This window comes from Methyloversatilis sp. XJ19-13 (genome assembly GCF_024580155.1).
GTDB lineage: Bacteria > Pseudomonadota > Gammaproteobacteria > Burkholderiales > Rhodocyclaceae > Methyloversatilis.
This window is the reverse complement of the sequence record NZ_JANINH010000013.1, coordinates 97,469-119,706: the sequence shown is the minus strand read 5'-3', so window position 1 is coordinate 119,706 and position 22,238 is coordinate 97,469. Positions and strand designations below refer to the sequence as shown.

Annotated in this window: 21 protein-coding genes; 10 read left to right on the top strand and 11 right to left on the bottom strand. The window is 66.6% G+C overall.

Annotation, left to right across the window (positions count from 1 at the left end; all coding sequences use genetic code 11):
• Positions 1-106: 106 nt before the first annotated feature.
• The 3 genes from NMQ14_RS15685 to NMQ14_RS15675 all read left to right on the top strand — a co-directional run bounded on the left by NMQ14_RS15685 (position 107) and on the right by NMQ14_RS15675 (position 2,024).
• Positions 107-982, top strand: a complete 876-nt coding sequence (locus tag NMQ14_RS15685; RefSeq protein ID WP_257097607.1) for a CPBP family intramembrane glutamic endopeptidase — start codon at positions 107-109, stop codon at positions 980-982.
• Between the two features lie 202 nt (positions 983-1,184).
• Entirely contained in the window at positions 1,185-1,547 is a 363-nt protein-coding gene (locus tag NMQ14_RS15680; RefSeq protein ID WP_257081549.1) for a hypothetical protein, read from the top strand.
• A gap of 75 nt (positions 1,548-1,622) precedes the next feature.
• Entirely contained in the window at positions 1,623-2,024 is a 402-nt protein-coding gene (locus NMQ14_RS15675; RefSeq protein ID WP_257097605.1) for a hypothetical protein, read from the top strand.
• Positions 2,025-2,085: 61 nt separating this feature from the next.
• Here NMQ14_RS15675 and NMQ14_RS15670 read toward each other — a convergent pair whose 3' ends face one another.
• From NMQ14_RS15670 to NMQ14_RS15640, 7 genes are all read right to left on the bottom strand, one after another.
• Positions 2,086-2,283 carry a hypothetical protein gene (locus NMQ14_RS15670; protein ID WP_257097603.1) on the bottom strand — a complete coding sequence of 66 codons (198 nt, stop codon included), beginning with the start codon at positions 2,281-2,283 and terminating at the stop codon, positions 2,086-2,088.
• A 334-nt stretch (positions 2,284-2,617) separates the two neighbouring features.
• Complete coding sequence (locus NMQ14_RS15665; protein ID WP_257097602.1) at positions 2,618-3,514, bottom strand: 2Fe-2S iron-sulfur cluster-binding protein; 897 nt, start codon at positions 3,512-3,514, stop codon at positions 2,618-2,620.
• Between the two features lie 159 nt (positions 3,515-3,673).
• Positions 3,674-4,315 carry an SOS response-associated peptidase gene (locus tag NMQ14_RS15660; protein ID WP_257097600.1) on the bottom strand — a complete coding sequence of 214 codons (642 nt, stop codon included), beginning with the start codon at positions 4,313-4,315 and terminating at the stop codon, positions 3,674-3,676.
• 153 nt (positions 4,316-4,468) lie between these two features.
• On the bottom strand, positions 4,469-5,200 hold the full coding sequence (locus NMQ14_RS15655) for an RES family NAD+ phosphorylase (RefSeq protein ID WP_257097598.1): 732 nt from the start codon (positions 5,198-5,200) through the stop codon (positions 4,469-4,471).
• A gap of 8 nt (positions 5,201-5,208) precedes the next feature.
• Positions 5,209-5,604, bottom strand: coding sequence for an MbcA/ParS/Xre antitoxin family protein (locus tag NMQ14_RS15650; RefSeq protein WP_257081542.1), 396 nt, complete (start codon positions 5,602-5,604; stop codon positions 5,209-5,211).
• Positions 5,605-5,684: 80 nt separating this feature from the next.
• The gene (locus tag NMQ14_RS15645) at positions 5,685-6,992 is read right to left on the bottom strand and encodes a HAMP domain-containing sensor histidine kinase (protein ID WP_257097596.1); all 1,308 of its coding nucleotides are present in this window, start codon (positions 6,990-6,992) and stop codon (positions 5,685-5,687) included.
• Positions 6,993-7,005: 13 nt separating this feature from the next.
• Positions 7,006-7,725, bottom strand: a complete 720-nt coding sequence (locus NMQ14_RS15640; RefSeq protein WP_257097594.1) for a response regulator — start codon at positions 7,723-7,725, stop codon at positions 7,006-7,008.
• Between the two features lie 394 nt (positions 7,726-8,119).
• Between NMQ14_RS15640 and NMQ14_RS15635 the strand changes: the two genes are divergently transcribed.
• The 7 genes from NMQ14_RS15635 (at position 8,120) to can (ending at position 15,550) form a co-directional block, all read left to right on the top strand.
• Positions 8,120-8,587, top strand: a complete 468-nt coding sequence (locus tag NMQ14_RS15635; protein ID WP_257097592.1) for a Spy/CpxP family protein refolding chaperone — start codon at positions 8,120-8,122, stop codon at positions 8,585-8,587.
• Between the two features lie 32 nt (positions 8,588-8,619).
• Complete coding sequence (locus tag NMQ14_RS15630) at positions 8,620-9,033, top strand: hypothetical protein (RefSeq protein ID WP_257097590.1); 414 nt, start codon at positions 8,620-8,622, stop codon at positions 9,031-9,033.
• A gap of 125 nt (positions 9,034-9,158) precedes the next feature.
• On the top strand, positions 9,159-11,099 hold the full coding sequence (locus tag NMQ14_RS15625; RefSeq protein WP_257097589.1) for a hypothetical protein: 1,941 nt from the start codon (positions 9,159-9,161) through the stop codon (positions 11,097-11,099).
• Positions 11,096-12,709, top strand: a complete 1,614-nt coding sequence (locus NMQ14_RS15620) for a PEP/pyruvate-binding domain-containing protein (protein WP_257097587.1) — start codon at positions 11,096-11,098, stop codon at positions 12,707-12,709. Before NMQ14_RS15625 ends, NMQ14_RS15620 begins: the two co-directional genes overlap by 4 nt.
• 132 nt (positions 12,710-12,841) lie before the next feature.
• The gene (locus NMQ14_RS15615; RefSeq protein ID WP_257097585.1) at positions 12,842-13,594 is read left to right on the top strand and encodes an alpha/beta fold hydrolase; all 753 of its coding nucleotides are present in this window, start codon (positions 12,842-12,844) and stop codon (positions 13,592-13,594) included.
• A gap of 130 nt (positions 13,595-13,724) precedes the next feature.
• Positions 13,725-14,693, top strand: coding sequence for a GNAT family N-acetyltransferase (locus NMQ14_RS15610; protein ID WP_257097583.1), 969 nt, complete (start codon positions 13,725-13,727; stop codon positions 14,691-14,693).
• A 212-nt stretch (positions 14,694-14,905) separates the two neighbouring features.
• Positions 14,906-15,550, top strand: coding sequence for a carbonate dehydratase (gene can, locus NMQ14_RS15605; protein WP_257097581.1), 645 nt, complete (start codon positions 14,906-14,908; stop codon positions 15,548-15,550).
• Positions 15,551-15,656: 106 nt separating this feature from the next.
• On the opposite strand, the gene NMQ14_RS15600 is transcribed toward can, so the two are convergent.
• From NMQ14_RS15600 to NMQ14_RS15585, 4 genes are all read right to left on the bottom strand, one after another.
• Entirely contained in the window at positions 15,657-16,058 is a 402-nt protein-coding gene (locus tag NMQ14_RS15600; protein WP_257097579.1) for a type II toxin-antitoxin system MqsA family antitoxin, read from the bottom strand.
• Positions 16,059-16,060: 2 nt separating this feature from the next.
• The gene (locus NMQ14_RS15595) at positions 16,061-16,357 is read right to left on the bottom strand and encodes a type II toxin-antitoxin system MqsR family toxin (RefSeq protein ID WP_257097575.1); all 297 of its coding nucleotides are present in this window, start codon (positions 16,355-16,357) and stop codon (positions 16,061-16,063) included.
• An 86-nt stretch (positions 16,358-16,443) separates the two neighbouring features.
• On the bottom strand, positions 16,444-17,151 hold the full coding sequence (locus NMQ14_RS15590) for an FRG domain-containing protein (protein WP_257097573.1): 708 nt from the start codon (positions 17,149-17,151) through the stop codon (positions 16,444-16,446).
• A gap of 8 nt (positions 17,152-17,159) precedes the next feature.
• Positions 17,160-22,238, bottom strand: a complete 5,079-nt coding sequence (locus tag NMQ14_RS15585; RefSeq protein ID WP_257097571.1) for an alpha-2-macroglobulin — start codon at positions 22,236-22,238, stop codon at positions 17,160-17,162.

The window sequence follows — 22,238 nt, the reverse complement described above, 5'->3', positions numbered from 1 at the left end:
CGGCTCAACCTTCGACCCCGCTGCCTTCGACATCGCCGAAGTCGATCGACGACTCGCAAAGATCAAACTCTGACCGTCAACACGGTGTCGGTCGGACGCTTACCCGATGAGCGCAGAGCCCAAACTCGCACTTCGCATCCTCAGGTCACCGCCAGCGCGCGTACTGTTGCTCGGTTTCATCCTGGTACTGATGATGAGCCTGAACACTGATGCGATGACCAGCTACGCCGGAGAGCCCATCAAAGCCGTTCTGCACATCATCGCGTTGGCCATTTCCGGCTTCGCGGTCTATGTGGGTTATGCACTACTCATCGAGCAGCGTACCGTATCGGAACTCGCCTTGCGGCGTATGGGCCGGGAACTCGGCATCGGCTTGCTCATCGGCGCCGGCTTGTACGCCGCCTGCGAAGTGATCCTCATGGCTCTGGGCATCTACCGCATCGTTGGCTTGAACCCGCTGAGCTACATGGTGCCAGCGATTGCCATGGCGTTGAGCTCCAGCGTCTACGAGGAACTGTTGTTCCGCGGCGTGCTGTACGGCTCGGTGGAACAGTGGTTTGGCAGTTGGGCAGCACTTGTGGTGTCTTCGCTCGTGTTCGGCTTGAGCCACCTGTTGAACCCGCAAGGCACACTTGAGGGCGCGCTGTTCATCGCCGTCGAAGCCGGCATCTTGCTGGCTGCGGCCTACATGCTGACGCGCCGGCTTTGGTTGAGCATCGGCTTCCACATGGCATGGAACTACACGCAGTCGGCCATTTTTTCGGGCATTGTCTCCGGCAACGAGGCACAGCAAGGCTTGATCAGGTCCACCATGAACGGTCCCGATTGGCTGACGGGAGGCAACTTCGGTGTGGAATCGTCCGTACTTGCGCTGCTCCTGTGCACAACCACCGGAATCGTGATGTTGGTCATGGCGGTAAAGCGCGGAAGGATAATTGCACCTTTTTGGAAACGCCCGGGACAACCTCGTAACGCGGTCTAACTCGAACGTAGGAAAAAGAAGACAGCCCACGGTTTATTTGTGATTCATCTGATGACCCTGTCTTCTTCCTTCATCGAAAGTGCATTCTCTCCATGCAGCGTACGCGCAGTTTCGAAGGCGTCGGCACTGCGCCTGATTCCGCTTGCGCACAACTATTCAGGTCATCCAACGTCGACCAGCTCGAACTTCAGGCGCCCGAAAGATGCCGTCACTATTTCCATCGGATGAAGAGTTGCCCACGTGGCTGCACACTTTGTTGCTCATTCTTGTTGTTTTGCCATTCGCGGGTTTTCTGTTCTGGTTTGGCGTCAGCGCGATTGCGAGTGCGCAACTTGATCCCTTGAGTGGTCCCGAATTCGGACAGTTTTTTTTCGGATCTTCACCGCTTCAGGGAAAAGCTGCGCGAGTCGCCGGCTTTTCCTTGCTAGCCTTCGGCAGTTCGTTCATCGCGATTGCTTTCCGGTTTTCACGGCTGGCAGGCGAAAGTCATTTTTCGCGTCGGCTGCCCTGGATTCTGCTGGTGATATCGGTGATGTTGTCATGGTGCGTAAAGCTGATCACGTGAGGGCAGCCTGACCGATCAGTCCGGCGGACGCGCAGAGGCAATGTCGTGCGTTCCTGATCTCACGCGTAGGGCGTCATGAGACCCACAATTTCAGTCGGACGAGCGATCCTGGTAGGTCTGCTTGCAGTCAATGCCCCCGTCTTCTCCTTGATGATCGGACCGATCTGGCTGTTTGCGCAGTTCGTGGAACACGGGGCGATCTCCCGCGCATACAGTTGGATGAGCCCATTCGTATTCGCGGGCGGGTTTGCAGTGGCCTGGCTCTGGTGGTCGCTATCCGTACCTCGCTGGCGCGTCTGGTCGTATGAACGCGTCACGGATGTCGCGGCCCTGAAGACGCGAGCAGTTGAAGTCGGGCTGACCTGGCCGGATGGCCATGTCTTCGCGAGAACGGAAATCAAGTCGAAGGAGCTGGCCAGACGCGAGCGCGATCTTGAAACAAGCCAGCAGTGTCGAACGCGTCATACGGCAGAATGAAGCAACCGCAACGGCGTCTCCAATCCGCTTCCGTTCCCAGTTTCCTTCTGTTCCGCGCCTGTCACTCCAGCGACTTCTCCCCCGTCGGCACAGGTGCCGCCTCGTCCGACTCCTTCGGCGTGTCCGAGTGGTGATGCACCTTGTGCGTCTTTTTCCCCGGCTGCGGCGTCTTGTCGGCGTCGGGGGCGATGTCTTCGCCGTGTTTCTTCTTTTCCTGGCGCACCTTCTTGTCGTGCGCAATATCGCGTGGGTCTGTCATCGCCTGTTTCCTTCACTGGTTGATGGACTTCCTCACCGGCCGCGCGTGTCATCCATGAAGCACCGCAAGGTGCCGGACAACGAACATCGCCTGACCTGTATCCCGCGGCATCGTGAGGTCATTGCCTGATGGGCGCAGTTCATCGCGTCGATGAGACGCTGCGAACATGCTGCGCGCAGTCAGACCGACTGTCTGTCGGCTGGCGCACAAGGGCGACGGTGGCAATTGACGGGCGGGCGGCGGCGCGGCAGGCGACGCCCTGCGCCATGAAAAATGGGGCGCCCCGGCCCGTGCCGGAGCGCCCCATTTCGGGTGCGCGGCATGTCGACGCAGCTTATCTGACCTTGGCGCGCATCGCGGCTTCTTCCTTTTCGATCCACAGCTTGAGCGTTTCGACGTGCTCGGTTTCTTCGCGCACGAACTCCTTGGCCACCTTGCGGATCTCCGGGTCTTCGGTGGTGTTCGCGACGGCGTAGTAGAACTCGAAGCCGCGACGTTCGCCCTGCAGCGCGGCCTTCAGCCCGTCCAGACGTGTCAGTGAGGGGTCGCCGGCCCACAGTGCGGTCATTTCCGGCGACGAGTTGTCCGGCCAGGACGAGCTGGCGGGCAGTTGCACGGTGACGTCGTAGCGGGCGCACTTCGCCTTGGCTTCTTCGAGATGCATGCGCGAGTACCTGGCCAGCTGGGTGAACAGCGAGGCGACGTCGGCGTTGCCACAGGCGGCCATCGATTCGGCGAGCTGGTCGTAGTGCACCGCCGCATCCTCTTCGACCTTCACCGAATAGCTCAGGAACTCGTCCAGCGAGCGGATCTGCACACCGCCCTTGTAGATGGCGGCGGCAATCGAGAGCGCCGGGCCCTTGCCGGGAATCGTCGTATCTCCTTCAAACGACACAATGATGTCTTCGTTGCGGACGAAGCACTGGCAGGCCAGCCGATGCTGCGGCGGCATGTCGTTAACTTCGGCGTCCATGATTTCTTCCTTGCTGATCTTGCCCATCTGGCGCAGCACTTCCTTTTCCTTCTCGGTCAGCGCAACGCCATAGCGCACGCGCCTGTCGACGTGGCTGACTTCGACGATGCAGGACGCGCAGTCGCCGTCCTGACAGTCGAACGGAATGGGAATCTTGTGCGCCTTGGCGAGGCCGAGCAGCGTGCCGCGGTCGCCCGCGACGGCATAGACGGTGATGTCGCGCGGCATGGCCGGCGAGGTGAATGTAACGTTTGCCACGTGAGTACTCCTGTTTGAGGGGTGGAACCCTCGAACCGCAGGAAGCGTGCCGCCGACGGGCCGCGACGTTGACGAGGATCAAGCAGACGGCATTCAGGTGCGATGGACGCGGGAAGAGATGCGGGGCGCGTCAGACTTCGCTGCGGGCTTGCCAGCCTTTCAGATCAGCGACAGTTGCGCCGCCCCGCCGCGCGGCGCCGGCTCGGCCGACAGCCACTCGGCCGGGTACTGGCGCATCCAGCCGAGCGCGCGCTCGGGCGGCGTGGCGAGCCAGTCGGCGTAGTCGTCAGGATCCAGGATGACGACCATGCGCTTTTCGTCTTCGGGCTTGTGCATGTGCTGCATGATGGGGTGACCGGCGGCGCTGATTGTCAGCATCGAAAACGAGTACTGCACGCTGTCGCCGACCGGACGCGATTCCCACAGCCCGGCGATGCCCAACGGCGCGCCGTCGCGGTGGGTGATGCGCCAGCGCACTGCGCGGCCGCTGTCGTAGCAGGGCTCGAAGATGCCGTCGGCCGGGATGATGCAGAACTGCCCCTTTTTCCACGCGTTGCGGAAGCTTGGTTTGCTGGCGGCCGTTTCGCTGCGCGCGTTGTAGGTGCTGCGCACCAGTTCGGGCCTGGCCCAGTGCGGCAGCAGGCCGAAGGTGGCCAGCACACCGTCGTCGCGCGGCTCGTTGGTGCGGATCGGCGCGACATGACCCGGAAAGGCTTCGGGATTGAATTCGCCCAACGGGTAGACGGCCTTGATCGCACGGTCCCACGCGGCTTGACGGGCGGGGGTGTAGTTTGCACACATGGCTTGCGCCCTCCATGAATTCGGCACGGCCGGCGCCGACTTCTCGGGCTTGAGCCCGATTTCACAGCGCGCGCGAATGACCTGCATTGTTCCGCCCTTCCCGTCCATGGCCGTCGTCGCACATCCCGGCAGAGGCAGGCCTTCCCTCAGCCCTCAGGCACGCCGCCCGAACTCTCCCGCTTCAATGCCGAACCACGCCAGGCCCGGCGTCTTTTCGACGACGATGCAGTCGCCGTCGAGCCGGTAGCTGAGTTGCAGGTGATGGCGCGGGGCCGACAGCACGGCCGGATTGAATACGGCGAAGTTCTCGCCCTCGGGCCGGCGCACCGACTGCACCAGCAGGCCCGGATGACCTTCGCGGTGGATGCGCGCGCCGACCGACTGCGGAAAGCTGTAATCGGCCGGATGCAGCAGCGCCGGCCAGTCGCCGGTGAGCGGCCGGAAATCGAGCAGTGCGGCGGCACAGCCCACGACATACACCTTGCGCTCGGCCACCACCGATTCGCGCTCGAAGCCGGCATCGGCCAGCAAACCCTGGCGCCAGTGCCAGGCCGATTCGTACACCGTCGTGTCGACCGACTCCGAGCCGTACCACACGCCATGGCGCCCGTCGGAATAGCGGCTGGCCTGCCAGTGCTGGAACGGCCAGGCGATGGCGTTGAACCACTCGGCATCCTCGAACGGGCGGTGCAGCACCGGCGTGGCCGAGCGATAGGGCGGCGGCTTGGCGTCGCCTTCGACCTTCTGCGCCAGCGCCCATTCGGCCGGGTCGTCGGTGAGGTCGTCGAACAGATCCTGCGAGGTGCGCAGCGACACGATGTTGCGGAACACGTCGCGCTGCACCTCGGCCAGCGCGAGGCGGGCGAACAGGTCCCCGAAACTCAACGACAGCGTCACTGACCGCGTGCCCGGTCGAGATAGGCACGCACCATCAGCAGACCGGCGAAGCCCCATTCCCGGATCACCTCGACCGGACTCAGATTGTCAAAGGCGCGGTTGCGGGTGCTGATCCAGCGATAGACGAGGTCGCGGTTCTGCGGAAACAGCAGTCGAAGATTCTTGTGGATGCCCAGCAGATGACCGACCCGCTCGTACTGGTCGCGGCTGGTGCCGATCGGCTCGCCGCGCCGGTAGCGCGCCAGCGCGGCGCGATTGCTGGCGGCAATGCCCAGCAGCGCGGCCTGGTCTTCGGTGGATAGTTTCCAGTGATCAAGCAAGGTCATGACCATGCGGGCCAGCGCGCCGCGGTCTTCGGAAGCGCTGACACCCTTGTCTGCAACGGCGCCCATGGGCGGCTCCTGTCGGAGGGGATCGTGACTTCAGGATAGCACCACCATGTTTTCATTCAAACAATAAATGTTTCTATAAATCAAACGTGGCGCGCCTGCTGCAGGATGACGCCGATCCGGAAGCGGCCGCACGGATCGCGCCCCACCTCCACCCGCCCACCCATACCGGTCGCCAGCCCGGACACGATGGACAGGCCCAGCCCGCAATGACCGCTGCCGCCGCGCGCCGGATCCAGGCGCACGAAAGGCTGGCAGGCGCGGCGCAGCGCATTGGCGCCCAAGCCCTCGCCCCCATCGCTCACCCACAGCCGGACACTGTCGCCGGCCATCTCCACGGTCACCACGATCGGCGGCCGACCGTATTCGATGGCGTTGTCGATCAGGTTGCCGACGATGCGCTCGACGTCGGCCGCGTCGCCGCGCACGGCGGGCACCCCGTCCGGCGCGCACAGCGAGATGCCGTGACCGGCGCCGGCCTGTTCGATCGCCCTCCGCAGCACGGCGGGCAGATCGCCGCACAGGCCGGGCGGCCCGTCGCCCCGGCCACCAACGCGTGCGAAATCGATGAACTGCCGGGTGATGCGGTCGAGCGACGCGACATCGCGGATGATGCCGTCGGCCAGTTCGGCTTCTTCACTCAGCGACGCCCGCATGCGCAGCCTCGCCAGCGGCGCACGGATGTCGTGCGACACGCCGGCCAGCATCTGTTCGCGCTCGCGGTCGCGCGCCGCCAGCTGGTCGACCATGCTGTTATAGGCCTGCACCAGCCGCACCACGTCTTCATCGGCGTGGCGCGGCACGGCCACCCGCAGCGGCCGCCCCCCCTGTTCGCCGATGCCGCGCACGACCGCGCGCAGCGGCCTTTGCAGCAGCATGAAGGCAAGCACGGCCGCCAGCGGTGTCACGCCGAACAGCAGCAGCAACCAGCCCAGCGCCGGCGCAGGCAGCGCCGGTTCCCAGTCGTTCAGCGGCAGCGCGAGCGCCAGCGGCGTATCGCGCCAGACGAAGGACACCACCAGTTCGCGCGGCGGCAACGCCCGCAGCGTCAGATTGACGGGCGCGCCGAGCGAGGCGCTCATTGCCGCTTCCAGCCGCTGCAGCAGCGGCGTATTCAGCCGTGCCGGCGACGGGATGTCGGATCCGCTGAGCAGGCGCGTGCCCTGCCCGGCCAGCACGGTCCGCAGATGCGCCACGTCGCCGTGGGAATCGGCCAGCGCCTGCGCCAGCCTTATCTGCCCGACCAGCAGTTCCGCCGCCGCGTGCTCGACCGTACCGCCGCGATGCGCCCGCCACAGCAGCAGCGCCGACGCGGTGGCGAGCACGAACAGCAGCGCGAACACCAGCGCCAGCCGGCTGCCGAACGAGGCCGGAAGCATCCGGCGGAACATCGCGCCGGCCACCTCAGCCGGGCGCCGGCGCGTCGTCCGGTACGAAGACATAGCCGCGGCCGCGCAACGTCTGGATGTAGCGCGGCGATTCCGGCACCGGCTCGATCAGGCGGCGCAGCCGGTGGATGGCGACATCGACCGAGCGTTCGTCCATTTCGGTGTCACGGCCGTGCATGGCTTCCAGCAAGCGGTCGCGCGACAGAGCCGTGCCCGGGCGGCCGGTCAGCGCGTTGAGCAGCGCAAATTCGGCGTCCGACAGGGGCTGCAGGTCGTCGCCGCTGCGCAGCATGCGGCGTGCCGGCACGAAGATCCAGCGGCCCAGCGCCATCGGTGCGCCGTCTCCCGGCAGCGCGGGCGGCGGGCGACGCTTGAGTACCGCCTGTATGCGCGCCAGCAGTTCGCGCGGATCGAAGGGCTTGCCGAGGTAGTCGTCGGCGCCGAACTCGAAACCGATCACGCGATCGACCACCTCGTTACGCGCGGTCAGCATGATGACCGGCACATCGTCGCTCTCGCCGCGCAGCGCGCGGCACACGTCCAGTCCGCTCAGGCCCGGCATCATCAGGTCGAGCACGATGAGGTCGGGCCGGACGCGACGCAGCCGCCGCAACAGTTCGTCGCCGGACGGCAGCGCGACCGCTTCCATGCCGTTGCGGGCCAGATAAGTGGCGGTCATCGCGCGCAGTTCGGAGTCATCGTCGACCACATAGATGACGGGTGGGCGTGCATTCATCCTGATAACCTCAGTGGATCGGCGCCATGGGCAGGGTTGGCGGGGTGCCGGGCAAGGCGCGGGGATGCGGCAGGATGGCGCCCCGCCGCACGTGGCGGCGAAGCGCTCTCACCCGGACAGTGAAGGCCGGGTGAAGCAGGAAAGTCGAAAGGGCACTGTCCTTCATCAACATTTCACGCGGTCAGCGGAGGTTTTCAGGATCATGGCAGGGAAACAGCAATGGCAGTCATCTCCCCAGCCTGCAGTCTCCCACGTCGCAGGACCGGTTTTCTTACCGCACATTACCGGCGCCCGCCGCTGCAACAACCGGTAATGAAACGCGTCCTGCCGCTTACGCTTTGCGGCGCCCGCCGCGGCCAGACTCTGCTCGTCCCCTCAACGATGGAGTCACACCATGATCCGATCTTTCCTCCCCCTGCTGGCCGGCACCCTGATTGCGCTGCCGCCGGCCATCGCCGGAACACGCGGCGGCGATCTGCCCGGACCGGTACGCGCGGCGCTGGTCGATCTGCAGCAGTCGCTGCAGCTCACGCCGCCGCAACAGCTGCAGTTCGCCCGCGCCATGGCGGCGACGCAGGACGTGCTGCCGCAACTGCGCGCGAATCACAAGGCCATGCTCGATGCCACGACGAACGAACTGGAGAAGGCGGTACCCGACCTCGCCGCCCTGGCCGTGCTGCGCGACGATACCGTGCTCGCCGATCTGGCGCTGCGGCAGGCCGCGCGCGCCGAATGGCTGGCGCTGTACGCCCTGTTGACGCCGGAACAGGTGGCCCTGTTGCGCGAGGAACTGAAACGACGCGTCGAGCAGATGGACACCCTGCGCGCCGTGCTGCCCGGCATCGCCGCCGGCCTGATCTGAACACCCCCCGACACACACGAAAGGACATGAACATGAAGACCGTATCCCTCACCTCCGCCCTTGCCCTCGCCACCACGCTCCTTGTCGCAGAACCGGCGCTGGCACGCGAGTCCGTCTTCACCGGGCCAAACGGCAAACAGGCCAGCCATCGGGTCGAACGCGCCAGAGGATCGATGAACTCGGAGTGGACCGGTCCGAACGGCCGGACCGCCGGCCGCAACGTGACACGCGACGAACAGGGCAATGCCAGCGCCACTGCCAGCGGTCCGGGCGGCCGCAGCTACACGCGCGAGCGCAGCCAGAGCGATGGCGACGTGAACAGCACGGTCACCAACGGCAGCGGCGAAGTGGTCGGCACACGCAGCGTCGACCGCTCGGAAAGTGGTACCACCGCCACCGTCACCGGTACGGACGGACAACAGATGACGCGTACCACCACCCCCTGACACCGCCGCGCCGGCCACACCGGCTTGACCTGAATCAAGCAACGCGTGCGCCGGCGCCGGATTGTCATCAATCCGCCATCCGTGTGGCCAACAGTGGACGGTTTGAACCCTCACCGGTACGCTGCATGCGCAAGGAATCTGCTGTAGAGGCGCTCGGCCAGCAATCGCTGCTGATGCCGGCCCGCATCAAGGCGGCGCTGGCCGCCAATGACCGGCTCAAGCTCAGCCTGACCATGCTGCAGGCGGCAGCGGCGCACGCCTCCGACCGCGAAGCTCCGGTCGCCGACTGGGCACCGGACATGCGCCAGGCCGGCCTGCGTGACGCCACCTGGCTGCGCGAACTGGTCAGTACCGCCTACTTCGACGACCTCACGCTGGTGCTGCCGAAGATTGCCCTGCTGGCCGAACTGCTGCAGACAGATCTGACGCTGATGGCGCGCCCGGTGTGCGACGGCGGCACGCCGGTCGACGCGGAGCTGAGGCAGCGGCGCGACGACTGGCTGGCCCGGCTCGGTGCGCTGGCCGAGCGCGAAGGTCTGGACGGCGACGGCCTGCGCGCGCTCACCCACGGTGACCGCCGCGGCGGCGACAGCCTGCACTTACTGGTGATGGACCTGCACCGCCGGCTCAACGCACTGTCGGCGCAGATCGCAACCGAAAACATCGATGGCGCACACGCCTGGCAGATCAAGCCGGAGGACAAGGCGCTGATCCAGGCCTTCATGCGCGGCATCGCGCGCACCGCACCGCTCAAGTTTTCGCACCCCGGCCTGGACACCGCGGTGACGCGCGACCACAGCCGGCTGCTGATCCAGAACGACATCGGCACCAATGATGTGCATGTGCTGGTGATCGAGGTCGAGCCCGGTCGCATCGCGCTCACTTATTCCGACCTGCACGCCGGGCGCTTCGACTTCTTTCGCCGCATGCTGGCCGACCTCGGTTTTGCATGGACGGTGTCAGCGCCGCGCGTCAGCAGTGACCTGAACGCCGGCAAGCCCTACCAGCTCGGCCGCGCCGAACTGCGCGCACGCGGCACGCGCGCACTGTGCGACGCGCTGGAGCGGCTGGCTTCGCGCATCGTGTTCGTGATCGACTGGAACCGCGCCCGGCGCCGGCTGCAGATCTTCGTCGACAAGGCCGGCGCGCGCGACCTGCTGTGGCAGGCGGCACGCGAGGAGTGGGGCCACATGGCCTGGCTGCTGGCTGGCGGCGAAGAACTGGTCTACGGCGCGATGCGCGCCGCCGGGGCCGATGTATTCCGCGTCGGCGACCGTCTGGATGCGGTGCTCGGCCGCGACGCCGCGCGCGACTACCTGGCCGCGCTGCTGCGCACCTCCAGCCAGGCGCTGCTGGCGCACCAGCCGGTCAATCAGGTGGCCGACGAGGCGCGCCTGCTGCTCGCGCGCCTGCTCGCCCGGCGCACGATAGAACTGGATCTGATCGCCGAACACGCCGCCTGGTGTCACGCGCTGGCACAGGCACTGGGCGATGCGCTCGACGGCGCGGGCGATGCCGCCGCGCTGAGCTTGCGCGCCAAGGACTGGGAGCGGCGCGCCGACCGCCTGCTCACCGAGGCGCGTCAGCGCGCCGAGCGCCAGGCGCGCTGGGCCGCGGTGGTGGCACTGCTGTCGCAGGCCGACGACGTGGCCGACGCGCTGGAAGAGTGCCTGTTCATCCATTCCATGCTGGAGGCGCCGCCGGTCGATGGCGTACCCGTTGAGGTGCGCGACGCACTGCGCCTGCTCTGCGACACCACCACGGCCGCGATCCAGGACTGGGTGCGCGCGATCGAAATCGCGCGCCATGTCGGCGGCGCCGGTGACGCACGCGAGGGCGAAAGCTTCCTGCAGACGCTGTGGCGCATGCTGCGCGCCGAGCGCCTGTGCGACGAACAGGCACGCCAGGCGCGGCGCGCCATCGTGCGCACGCTGCACGCCTCGCCGGCCACCTTTTCGCTGGCCAGCGATCTCGCGGCAACGCTGGAGAAGGCATCCGACGCCCTGCTCGCCGCGGGTTATTCGCTGCGCAGTCTGGTGTTTTCGCGCAACGGAGACGCCACATGAAAACACATTCAGATCATGGCTTCCTGATCGGCTGCGGCGAAGCGGAGCAGCACGACGCCAGCGCAGCCACCATGGGGTCCAAGGCGTGGAATCTTCTGCGCATGGCCAGCGCCGGCCTGCGCGTGCCTCCAGCCTTCGTGCTCGGCACGCACTGGACCGACCACCCCGACACCGGCATCGAACACGCGTTCGCCAGCGGCCTGCCAGCGCTCGAGCAGGCGGTCGGCCGCCGTCTCGGCCACGCCGCCAACCCGCTCATCGTGTCGGTGCGCTCGGGTGCCGCGGTGTCCATGCCGGGCATGATGGAAACGCTGCTCAACATCGGCCTCTCAGACCGCACGCTGTCCGGGTTCCTGCGCCAGACCGGCAACCCGCGTCTGGTGTGGGACGCCTACCGCCGGCTGGTGGCGAGCTATGGCGAAGTGGTGGCCGGCCTGCCGGCAGCGCTGTTCGAGAGCGAGCTGGAGCGGATGGCACAGGGGCGCGACGAACGCAGCCTCGATTTCGGCGAACTGCGCGAACTGACGCGCCGCTTCCTCGATCTGTATGCCGAGGGTGCCGGCAAGCCTTTCCCGCAGGATCCGGGCGACCAGCTGGCAGAAGCAGTACGCGCGGTGTTCGCATCGTGGAATGCCGACAAGGCCGCGACCTATCGCCGGCTCAACGGTATCGCCGCCGACATGGGCACCGCGGTGACCGTACAGGCCATGGTATTCGGCAACTGTGGCCACGGCTCGGGTGCGGGCGTCGGCTTCACGCGCAACCCGGCCACCGGCGAACCGGGGCTGTGGGTGGATTTCCTGTCCAATGCGCAAGGCGAGGACGTGGTGTCGGGTCGGCGCAGCGCGCACGGACACGAGGCGCTGGAACAGCGACTGCCAGCCGCCTGGGCCGATCTGCAGCATGCCGCCGGTGCGCTGGAATCGCTGTTCGGCGACATGCAGGATTTCGAATTCACGGTGCAGGATGGCGTGCTCCACCTGCTGCAGTCGCGCACCGGCAAGCGCACGCCGCGCGCCGCCGCGCGCATCGCGCTGGACTTGCTGGACGAAGGCGTGATCGACGCCGATACCGCACGCCATCGCACCGCCGCACTGGACGACGGCGACCTGCACACGATGCGGCTGGTATTCAAGGGTCACAGCGAACCGGCCGAACCGCTGGCCTGGGGCATGACTGCGAGCGCCGGCATTGCCAGCGGCGAAATCGCCTTCGACGGCGAGCGCGTTGCCGCCCGCGTGAAAGACGGTGCGCGCGTCATCCTGGTGCGCAGCGATGCGGAAACTGCCGACATCGGCGCGCTCGAACACGCGGCCGGTCTGCTCACGCGCAACGGGGCCCGCACCTCGCACGCCGCGGTGGTGGCGCGCCAGCTGGGCAAGGTGTGTCTGGTCGGCTGCGACGCGCTGCGCATCGACCTCGACAAACGCCGGCTGCACATCGGTGAGCAGCGTTTCGACGAAGGCGACGCCATCACGCTCGACGGCAACTCCGGCGGCATCCACGCCGGCACGGTGCGCAGCGAGCGCGTGCCGGACCGCCCGCTGATGGCGCGACTGCAGGCGCTGCGCGGAAAGCCGGCGAAGGCGCACGGCAAGAACAAACGCTGATCGGCGGGACCGCACTTTTCCGGCAGACATGGCGGGCGCAATGTTCTGCCGGATCGATGCGGCCCGCGCGCCGACACGTCCGTGTAACCCTGTCGTTACCGGGGTGACGCATGTGCGCGCCACGCTTTCGCGATGCGCACCCACGTCACTTTCGTACTGCTGCCCGGACTCGATGGCGGCGCATCATTTCTGCGCCCGCTGATCGCCGCGCTGCCCGCGTGGATCACGCCGCGCGTCATTGGCTATCCCCGCGCCGGCGCTCAGGACTACGACACCCTGCTGCGCCACGCGCTGGCGCAGACCGCCGATCTCGACGCCTACTGGCTGCTTGGCAGTTCGTTCGGCGGACCACTGGCTATGCGTCTGGCCGTGAGCGATGCGGCGCGGGTGCGCGGTATGGTGCTGTCCACCACCTTTGTGCGGATGCCGCAGCCGCAGCGTGCGAAATGGGCGCCGTTCGCCAGCGCCGCGGTGATCGGTGCGCTGCGCACCGCACGCCGCCTGCCGGTGTGGTTCGGGCGCCGGCCGTCCGATCCGTTCCGCATCGCCAAGGCACAAACCTGGCGCCACGTGTCGTCGCGCGAACTGGCGGCGCGCATCCGCACCGTCATGCACGAAGACGCCCGCGCCCTCCTCGGCGCGCTGCGCATGCCGCTGCTGTGCCTGGCTGCCGCCGCCGACACCGTGGTGCCTGCGCACAACCTGGACGACATCGTCGCGCTTCGACCGGATGCCGAAATCGCGACGTTGCCCGGCAACCACATGGCCCTGTTCCATCAGGCCGGGCAGGCGGCGCAGCACATCGTCCGGTTCATCGAAAAGACCGACGGCGAAGTGTTTGATCGCACCCTGCGCGCTCAGCGCCCGACCTGTCCGGACGCATGACGCGCACCTGATTCCGCCGCGCCTGACCGTACGGGCTCACCCTTCGCGGTGATTGTCGACATGCCGCAAGGTGGCCGCCGGCCGGGCCCGTGGGTACAGTGAGCGCTTTTCCGGGTGAGCCTTACTTTTCATGGCAGTGCAGATCGACTTCGACCTCGATGACGGCGGATTTCGCCGGCGTTTCGAATGCATACCGGTTTCCAGTCTGCTGCAGGATGATCTGTACGGACGCGCCATGGCGCGCGTCCAGGGACTGCGGCCGCGCTGGGGTCTGATTCGTGACGGCAACGACGAATTGGGCGTGGTGCAGGTACTGGAACGGCATGCGCTGTCGGGCCTGCTCGGTGCCGTCGTGCTCGACCGCGGGCCGCTGTGGCTGCCGCACGCCGATGGCGCCACGCACGCCGGAGACTTCTTCCGCGCGTTCTCGCGCATCTGGCCGCGACGCATCGGACGGCGCCGCCGCATCATTCCCGAACTGCCTGCCAGCGCGCACAGCATGGCGCTGCTGCGGGCCGCGGGCTGCCGGGCGTTGACCGACACACCGGCGGCCGGCTACGCCACCTTCATCGTGGCTGCGGATGAGCCGGCGGCCTGTCGGCAACGGCTGCTGCCGCGCTGGCGCCATGCGCTGGACAAGACCGAAGACGCGATCGCTGACGGTCGGCTCGTTGTGCACTGGCCGCCCGCGCGGTCACGCGCGGCTGACCTGCTGCGCCGGCATCTGGCCCAGCGCGAGGCAGCGGGCTATCGCGGTCCGACGGTGGCCGAACTGCAGCGGTTGCTGGTCGATTACGCCAAGGCCGGCCAGCTGCTGATCGGCGAGGCACGCGAAGCCGGCAGCGAGGCGCCGTGTTCGATGATTGCGCTGTTGTGCCACGGCATGACCGCCACCTACCAGATCGCATGGAACAGCGACGCCGGTCGTCGTCTGAACGCGAATACTGCGCTGCTTTGGTCAGCTCTTGATCAACTGCGCGAGCGCGGCATCGCGCATCTGGATCTGGGCGGACACGATGCGCTGCATTCGCCGCTGCTCAGGCGCTACAAGGCCGGACTGGGCGGGCGCGAAATGCTGCTGGCCGGCATGCACGACTGAATCGACGTTCGATCGAAACGACGAAGACCATCACCCGGGGATCGGGGCGCGCGTGCGGGTAGCGCATCGGCATGCGACGCCTGCCGACAACGCGTGACACTCTGCGCCACGAACGGCTTCTAACGCCCCCCGAAGGCCGGCCACAGGCCCGCAAACCCTTGCATCTTCAGGGCCGACGATATAATTCTCGCTGATACCCGGGAGCGCACATCATGAAGAAAACTGATCAATTATTCGAAGCCAACCGCAGGTGGGCGGCGAAGATGCAGGCCGATGATCCGAAGTTCTTCGAACATCTGGCCACGCTGCAAAGCCCGGAATACCTGTGGATCGGCTGTTCCGACAGCCGCGTGCCGGCGAACCAGATCGTCGGGCTGATCCCGGGCGAAGTGTTCGTGCATCGCAACGTCGCCAATCTGGTGGTGCAGACCGACCTGAACTGCCTGTCGGTCATGCAGTACGCGGTCGACGTGCTGAAGGTGAAGGACATCCTGGTGGTTGGCCACTACGGCTGCGGCGGCGTGCGCGCCGCGCTGCACGACATGCGCTTCGGCCTGATCGACAACTGGCTGCGCAATGTGCAGGACGTGCGCAACCGCCATCGCGCCCTGCTCGACGCCGTGGCCGAAGGCGAACTGCAGGAAAACCGCCTGTGCGAGCTGAACGTGATCGAGCAGGCGGTGAACGTCTGTAAAACGACGGTGATCCGCGACGCCTGGGCGCGCGGCCAGGAAGTGCGCGTGCACGGCTGGATCTACGGCCTGAAGGACGGCCTCGTGCGCGACCTGCGCATGGAAGCGGGCAACGAGGAAGAACTGCGCGACAACTACGATCTGGCGCTGAAGACGCTGGATTGACCCCTCTGGCGGATGGGCGACGGCGCGCCGATGTGAATCGTGAAACGGTTGACCGATAATCCAGGGTTGGCGTGAAACTTCACGCGATCTGCTTGGGTGCGTGGCCCTATGCGAGCTTTACTTCTTCCAGCAGCGACGGGTGACGGTCAAGCACCTTCAACAGCTTCACCAGCGCCAGAGGGGGTTTCGTCTTGCCGTTCTCGTAGCGCGAAAAGGCGTTGACGCCCCCACCGAAAATCTCGGCTGCCTCGCGCTGGTCGAGCTTCAGCTTCTTGCGCACGCGGGCAATGAATTCCGGATCGACGATCGCCGCATTCACCTGTTTCGCGAAGTCGCGCATTTCCTTCATCACACGCTCCGATTCGGTTGCATCAAGGATGGATTCCGCGCATGCAGGGCAGAAGCCGCCAGTGACCGCCTGGATGACGGTCATTTCACCCTTGTAGGTGTACTGCACGTCCCGGGTGTCATGCATCAGTTCCGCCGCGCCGCAGACCGGACATTTCATGTTTACAGCTCCTTGAACGACACGACGAGTACGTCGTCAATCACCGTCAGTTTCAGGTAGACATCACCGACGGAAGTGGCGGGACGATAGACGTCCTGCCAGATCGTGTGATCCGCATGCGTCGTCATGCTCTTGTAAAAATCACCCGGCTTCAGTGCCGCCACGACAGCCAGCATGCCCGCGTAGTCCAGACCCAGCTCGCTGGCCCCGACACGCGCCGTGTGCGTGGTTCGTACCTTTCCCGCATGGATCAGCCTCTTGATCACAGGCAGAGGGCAATGTGCCGTCTTTTTCTCCATGGCAGTGAAATTAACCTATTGGGTTGCATTTTGGCAACTTGGTTAATTTCAAAACAAACTGCCCTTTGGCTGCAGACATCAGGCGGTCAGCGTCGACCTTCAAGTGGCGATGCTGTGTGCTGCCAACGTATTCGTCCGGCCAACCCATCTACATCCGGAAACAAGGACGACTGATGAACGCCAAGCCGGTACAACTCGTACCGAAGACGTTCCTTGGCGGTCGCCGGAACTTGAAGCTTTCGAATACTCCAGTCAGCCCGGAGGGCTTGATCCAAGGGCGCGCTGATGTCGGAACATGCGACGAGCAGTCCTTCTTGAGCGCGTATGCGTGGAGAGACGATGTTCGGGTAGTACTTGACTGGCTTCGCTATCGCGAACGGTGAGGCAGCCATCACTCGCCCAGACGCCTTGGTCCGTGCATTTAGCGCAAACACCTCCCCATTGCGATCGGAATGCGCAGAGGCCGCGAAATAAAGCGCTACGAGCGGGTTATGCGTCCAATCAAGCAACCGTGTTGGTAAGCCATGGTGTTGCGCAACTGCCAGCCACTCCCATTCGTTAGCGGGCTCCGGGTTCATATACATGCCGGCTTCGCGCTGAAAGATCTGAAACAGGCTTTCTTCGTACTTCGCATCGGTCTCGGATGTGTGACCACCTCTACCGACGGACGGCTTCAGTTGATAGTCCTCGTTAGAGTGACCACGAAAAACCCATTGTCCACGTGACGAGGTGAAAAACTCGGAAGACGTCAGGTCAAACAAATGCGCGAGAGTGGATATGCTTTCGATAGGCATACACAGATCTACCTTGTTTTGCCCGGCGCCACATCCACCACCTCGATCACCGCCCCCGGCTCGCCGACGGTGCGCAGTTCCGGCCGGTACATGTCTTCCATGAAGGTGCCGGGCACGGTGTAGCGGCCCGGGGTGACGACTCTCACCATATATACAAGGTTGATCGGCGCGCTGTCGAGCTTGAGGGCGGCGACGAAGCGGTCGTCGCGGAACTCGCGGTGCTTCACGCGGTTGTCGGTCATCGTGTCGGCGATGCGCAGCGACTGGCCGTTCGGCAGCTGCAGCGAGAACTCCGACGCCTGCGGACCCTGCGACAGGTTCTGGTTCTCGATCTCGAGCCCGGCGGGCAGGCGGTCGACCAGCAGGGCGTCGTCGGCGCGGCGCGTCGGCTTCACTTCGACCCGCACCAGCATGAGATCGCCCACCTTCAGCGCGCGGCCGTCCCACGGCCGGCCATCGGCGTCGAACCAGCTGCGCTGAACACTGCCGAGCCGGTTTTCGGGCAGTGGCGTGACCTTCGGGTAGCCGCTGGACTCGACTTCGACATACAGCGGGGCGTCACCGGTATTGACCAGCGTGACGCCGCGCCGCGCGGCCGGGGCGTCGACCGGCAGCATCATCGGCTTCGCGCCGCCGTAGCGCTCGCCACCTTCGACCTGCAGCGCCCAGGGCTTGCCGGCGCCCAGCCCCGCGGCGCGGCCGGCCATGACGAGCGCGATCTGTTCCTGAGTCGACAACCAGCGCCGCTGCGCGCTGTCGGCCGAGAGCTCGAACAGCAGGTTGGCGGCGCGGTCGAGCTTCACGTCGTGGCGCGACAGCAGCGCGTACAGCATGGCGCGGTCGCGCAGCGGACTGCCGTAGTCGCCCAGCCATTCGTACTCGTTGTCGTTGCCGCTCAGGCCGTAGGGCCGGCCGAGCGCTTCGTCGAGCGCGACGCGCGATCGCGCCTCGTCACCCATGAGCTTCAGCGCCAGACCCAGGTGGGCCAGCGCGAGCGGCGACTTCGCAAGCTGACGGTGTTCGTCGTGCAGCAGGCGAAGGGTGGCCAGCGGCGCACGCTGTTCGCGCGCCAGCACATAGCCCAGATGGGCTGCATTGGCGAAGCGCGTGTGGGCGCCGCGCACCAGATCGGCCTCACCTGGCTGAGCGGGCTGGGCAAGCGTGCGCACCGGCAGGCGCGGCATCTGCGACGGTGCGAGCTGGAATTCCTTCAGCATCCAGTCCTGCATGCGCCGGGCGAAATTCTCAGGCACGGTAAAGCCGCCTTCGCGCGCGTCGATCAGGAAGCCGGCGACATAGGCGGTGATCCAGTACTCGTATTCGCCGCCGCTACCCCACATCGTCATGCCGCCCTGCGTGCCCTGCATGCCGGCCAGCCGGCCGATCGCCGCTTCGACCAGCACGGCGCGCTCCGCGCGGGTGTGCGGCTTCAGGCCCAGTTCGGCGGCATAGGCCTCGTCGATGATGACGTGCGGCCAGGCAGCACTGACCGTCTGTTCGGCGCAGCCGTATGGATAGCGCAGCAGGCCGCGTACCTGTTCGCGGATGTTCAGCGGCGGGCTCGATGCGGCGGTCACGTTGAGCGACGCGGACGCCGGCCAGAAGCTGTCGAGCACCGATGCATCGACGACGTGGCGCGCACCGGCGTCGATCTTCACGCGCCGCACCTGACGCTGCAGGGCGACCGGTGGCGTGACCTGAAGCGCGGCTTCGCGCTCGATGTGGATGGGTTTGCCACCGCCGGTGGCATCGAGCGTCAGCGTCAGTCGCGCCAGCCCCTCGGCTTCGACCGCCTCGGCGGCGAAACGCAGGGTTTCGCGCTGCCTGGGCGCCAGCGTCAGCGTGCGGGCGCCGTCGGCGATGCGCGCGGGCGACTCGGCGGCCAGCGCAAGGCGGATCTGCTGCGACGCGTCGGTCAGATTGGTGACTTCGAGCGCCACGGTGGCGCGGTCACCCGGCGCGATGAAGCGCGGCGTGGACAGTTCGGCCACGATGGGCGCGGCAACGACCAGCTCGCGCTCGCCGCGGCCGAAGCGATCGGGCGTGGAGGCAACGGCCATAAGGCGCAGGCTGCCGTTGAAGTCCGGCAACATGAGCGCGATGTTCGCCTCGCCCTTGTCGTCGAGCTTCACCGGGCCGGAGAACAGATCGACCAGCTTCACCTTCTTCGGCATGCTCTGCGAATCGCGCATGCCGGCGTCGCCGCCCCACTTGAGCTTGCCGCGCGTGCCATCCATCTTTTCGATCAGCCGGCCATAGATGTCGAGCAGATCCGGGGCATAGCGCTGCTTGCCGAAGAAATAGCCGTGCGGGTCGGGCGTGGCGAACTGCGTGATGTTCAGAATGCCCTGGTCGACCGCCGACAGCGTCACCCAGGCCTGCTGGCCGGTCACGCCGTCGACCTTCACCTTCACCGTCGTTTTCGTTTCCGGCTCGACCTTGGCCGGTGCCTCCAGCGCCACCTTCAGCCGGCGGTCTTCGCGCGCCAGCGGAATGTGGGCGAGCCCGAGCGCACGCGCCGGTGTCACGCGGCTGCCTTCGCTGCCCGGCCGGAACGCCAGCACGGAGACATAGAGGTCGTGGCGGTTCCAGCTCGCATCCAGCGGCAGATTGATGGCGGTGCCGGCGGCGCTCACCTTGACGCGTCTGGCCCACAGCACGCGGTCGCCCTCGATCAGCACCAGCGCTTCGCCGTCGTGCGGCGGCGTGAGGTGCGCCTTCACCGTGTCGCCGGCGCGGAAGGGCGCACCTTCGAGACGGATCTGCACGCGGTCGGGCCGGTTGCCGAGCGCCTCGTCGCCCTGTGCCCCCCAGCCGGCGTAGAAGCGGTAACGCATCGTCAGCCCGTGCTGCGGGTCGTCGATTTCCAGCCGGTAACTGCCCCAGGTGACCGGGAAGGCGAGCTTGGTCTGCGTCTTCAGCGCAATGGTGCGGCTGTCGACCAGTTCGTCGGCGTCGCTGAAGCCGGAGTGCCAGCCGCGCTGGTCATCAAAGCGCCAGTAGTACTGCCGCTCTTCCTTGAACAGCCGCACGTTGGCCTTGTCGAGCGCGGACAGCGTGCCGTCGGGCAGGAAGCGGCCGACCTCGAATTCGGCCAGCGACGATTCGCGCGCCACGTCGGCGTCGAACAGCGGACGCACGCCGATCAGCGCAGGCGCCGGCCACCAGGCGCGCTCCAGCGAGCGCACCACCGGCCGGCCGCCGGATTCGAGCAGGCTCAGGCTGGTGCGCAGGCGCAGCGGCGAGCGGGCTGAGCCCGGGTCGTACGGCACCGCCAGCTGTGCGGCGCCGCTGTCGTCGAGCGCGGTTTCTTCCAGCTCGCGCCGGCCCTTGAGCGCGTCATCGGCGAAGTCGCCGAAGATGAAGCCGGGCTTCTGCGGCAGCGCAAAGCGCAGGCGCTCGGTGGCGAGTGCGCCGAGCAGGCGGTTGCCGGCGGCCGGCGCGCCAAACAGGTAGTCGCCCTGCACCGCGATGTCGAACGGCGCGCCGTCGGTCAGCACCCCCTCCGCACTGGTCAACGCCAGCTTCATGCGCTCGGGCAGGAATTCCTCGACCTTGAAACGCATGATCGCGTCCGGCCGTTTTGCTCCGGGATCGGCGCGCAGTTCCAGCGTCCAGGCGCCGGTCTGGGCGTCACCGGGAATCGCCAGCGTGTGGCGGAAGTAACCGGGTTGTTCGCCCGACGGCTGCCACACGCGCTGGCTGACGGTGCGCCCGTCGGGGCGCTTGAGCAGCACGCTGAGCGGCTGCGCAGCCACCGGTTTGCCATCGGCGTCTCGCGCCAGCACCGACACGTCGAAGCTTTCGCCCGGCCGGTACAGGTCGCGCCCGCTCCACACGAACAGCTTGTTGTTCGTCGGCAGCAGGCCGGCGGTGTCGAATTCGGACAGGTCGAGCGCGGCTTCGCCCAGCGACACGACCGACAGCTCGCGCCCGCGCCGCGCGATCACCAGCCTCGCATCGGCCGGTACGCCGTCGAAGGTGGCGCGACCGTCGCCTTCGGCCTTGACCGATGCGACGCGCTTGCCGTCGCCGTCCAGCACTTCGAACTCGACGCCGTCGAGCGCCGCGCCCGAGCGCAGCGACGTGGCGAAGGCATCGACGCGGCTGCCGTTGCGGTGCAGGTGCAGGCCGATGTCGCTGACGTAGAAATAGGTGGTCTGGTAGTCGCCGGAAAAGCTGCCCGGCACATTCATCACCGCGACATACACGCCCGGCTCGCGCAGCTCCTTGATGTGCTCGACCGGCAGGAAGCTCACGTGCCGGCGGTCGCGCTTGTCGTCGGTCTGGAAGCGGCCCAGATACACGCTGGACGACAGGTCCTTCAGCTGGTCGATGTACCAGCCGGAGGTGCGGCCGCGCAGGTCGACGGTGCCACCACCGTAGTACTCGCCCTCCCCTTCAAATTCACCTTCACCTTCGCCCTGCGCGCCCTCCTCGTCAGCGCTGCGGCGGATGCCGTACACCTTGTCGAGAAAGGCCGGCAGCTGGGCCGGCTCGACGCGCAGGAACTGCACGTCGACTTCGGGCGTGTTGATGGTGACGACCGGCAGGCCGCCGTTCTGCCCGGCCGGCAGCACGGTGCCGCGGCTGGCGAAGAAGAACGCCGGCGGCATGTCTTCGACCAGGGTTTCGCACTGGTGGGTACCGGCGAGCTGATCGCCGGCGCGTGACGCGACGCCGACCGCCACATCGATGCGGTAGCGCTGCTTCGGCAGCACACCGGAGAAATAGGCGATGCGCGGGTTGTCGCCCAGGTACCAGTTGCCGACCACCTTGCCGCCGGCCTCCCGCGATTCGCTGTCACCCAGATCGGTGACCGTCATCAATTCGCCCAGCGGAAGCTTGCGTGCCAGCGGCCGGCTGAAGGTGACCGCCAGCGCGGGCCCCGCTTCGCGGCTGCGCGCGTCGCAGCGGAGCACCGCGAACGGCGTGTCCGGGTCGTCGCCGATGGCGGCGATCGGCGCGTCAGGACTGCGCGTCGTCTGCCACCACAGCGCCGCCGCAACCGCGGCCGCCAGCACGAACAATCCCGCCCAAAGCTTGCCGCCGCCTGCCTTCATGACCGTGCCCGTTCCGTCTGTCAT

What these genes read in the sequence shown, in the direction of transcription:
- NMQ14_RS15660 (WP_257097600.1), bottom strand. Translation starts at nt 4,315, where the DNA reads ATGTGTGCAAACTACACCCCCGCCCGTCAAGCCGCGTGGGACCGTGCG.
- can (WP_257097581.1), top strand. Translation starts at nt 14,906, where the DNA reads ATGAAGAAAACTGATCAATTATTCGAAGCCAACCGCAGGTGGGCGGCG.
- NMQ14_RS15615 (WP_257097585.1), top strand. Translation starts at nt 12,842, where the DNA reads ATGCGCACCCACGTCACTTTCGTACTGCTGCCCGGACTCGATGGCGGC.
- NMQ14_RS15675 (WP_257097605.1), top strand. Translation starts at nt 1,623, where the DNA reads ATGAGACCCACAATTTCAGTCGGACGAGCGATCCTGGTAGGTCTGCTT.
- NMQ14_RS15610 (WP_257097583.1), top strand. Translation starts at nt 13,725, where the DNA reads ATGGCAGTGCAGATCGACTTCGACCTCGATGACGGCGGATTTCGCCGG.
- NMQ14_RS15620 (WP_257097587.1), top strand. Translation starts at nt 11,096, where the DNA reads ATGAAAACACATTCAGATCATGGCTTCCTGATCGGCTGCGGCGAAGCG.
- NMQ14_RS15680 (WP_257081549.1), top strand. Translation starts at nt 1,185, where the DNA reads ATGCCGTCACTATTTCCATCGGATGAAGAGTTGCCCACGTGGCTGCAC.
- NMQ14_RS15645 (WP_257097596.1), bottom strand. Translation starts at nt 6,992, where the DNA reads ATGTTCCGCCGGATGCTTCCGGCCTCGTTCGGCAGCCGGCTGGCGCTG.
- NMQ14_RS15625 (WP_257097589.1), top strand. Translation starts at nt 9,159, where the DNA reads ATGCGCAAGGAATCTGCTGTAGAGGCGCTCGGCCAGCAATCGCTGCTG.
- NMQ14_RS15600 (WP_257097579.1), bottom strand. Translation starts at nt 16,058, where the DNA reads ATGAAATGTCCGGTCTGCGGCGCGGCGGAACTGATGCATGACACCCGG.
- NMQ14_RS15630 (WP_257097590.1), top strand. Translation starts at nt 8,620, where the DNA reads ATGAAGACCGTATCCCTCACCTCCGCCCTTGCCCTCGCCACCACGCTC.
- NMQ14_RS15595 (WP_257097575.1), bottom strand. Translation starts at nt 16,357, where the DNA reads ATGGAGAAAAAGACGGCACATTGCCCTCTGCCTGTGATCAAGAGGCTG.
- NMQ14_RS15585 (WP_257097571.1), bottom strand. Translation starts at nt 22,238, where the DNA reads ATGACAGACGGAACGGGCACGGTCATGAAGGCAGGCGGCGGCAAGCTT.
- NMQ14_RS15670 (WP_257097603.1), bottom strand. Translation starts at nt 2,283, where the DNA reads ATGACAGACCCACGCGATATTGCGCACGACAAGAAGGTGCGCCAGGAA.
- NMQ14_RS15590 (WP_257097573.1), bottom strand. Translation starts at nt 17,151, where the DNA reads ATGCCTATCGAAAGCATATCCACTCTCGCGCATTTGTTTGACCTGACG.
- NMQ14_RS15650 (WP_257081542.1), bottom strand. Translation starts at nt 5,604, where the DNA reads ATGGGCGCCGTTGCAGACAAGGGTGTCAGCGCTTCCGAAGACCGCGGC.
- NMQ14_RS15640 (WP_257097594.1), bottom strand. Translation starts at nt 7,725, where the DNA reads ATGAATGCACGCCCACCCGTCATCTATGTGGTCGACGATGACTCCGAA.
- NMQ14_RS15635 (WP_257097592.1), top strand. Translation starts at nt 8,120, where the DNA reads ATGATCCGATCTTTCCTCCCCCTGCTGGCCGGCACCCTGATTGCGCTG.
- NMQ14_RS15685 (WP_257097607.1), top strand. Translation starts at nt 107, where the DNA reads ATGAGCGCAGAGCCCAAACTCGCACTTCGCATCCTCAGGTCACCGCCA.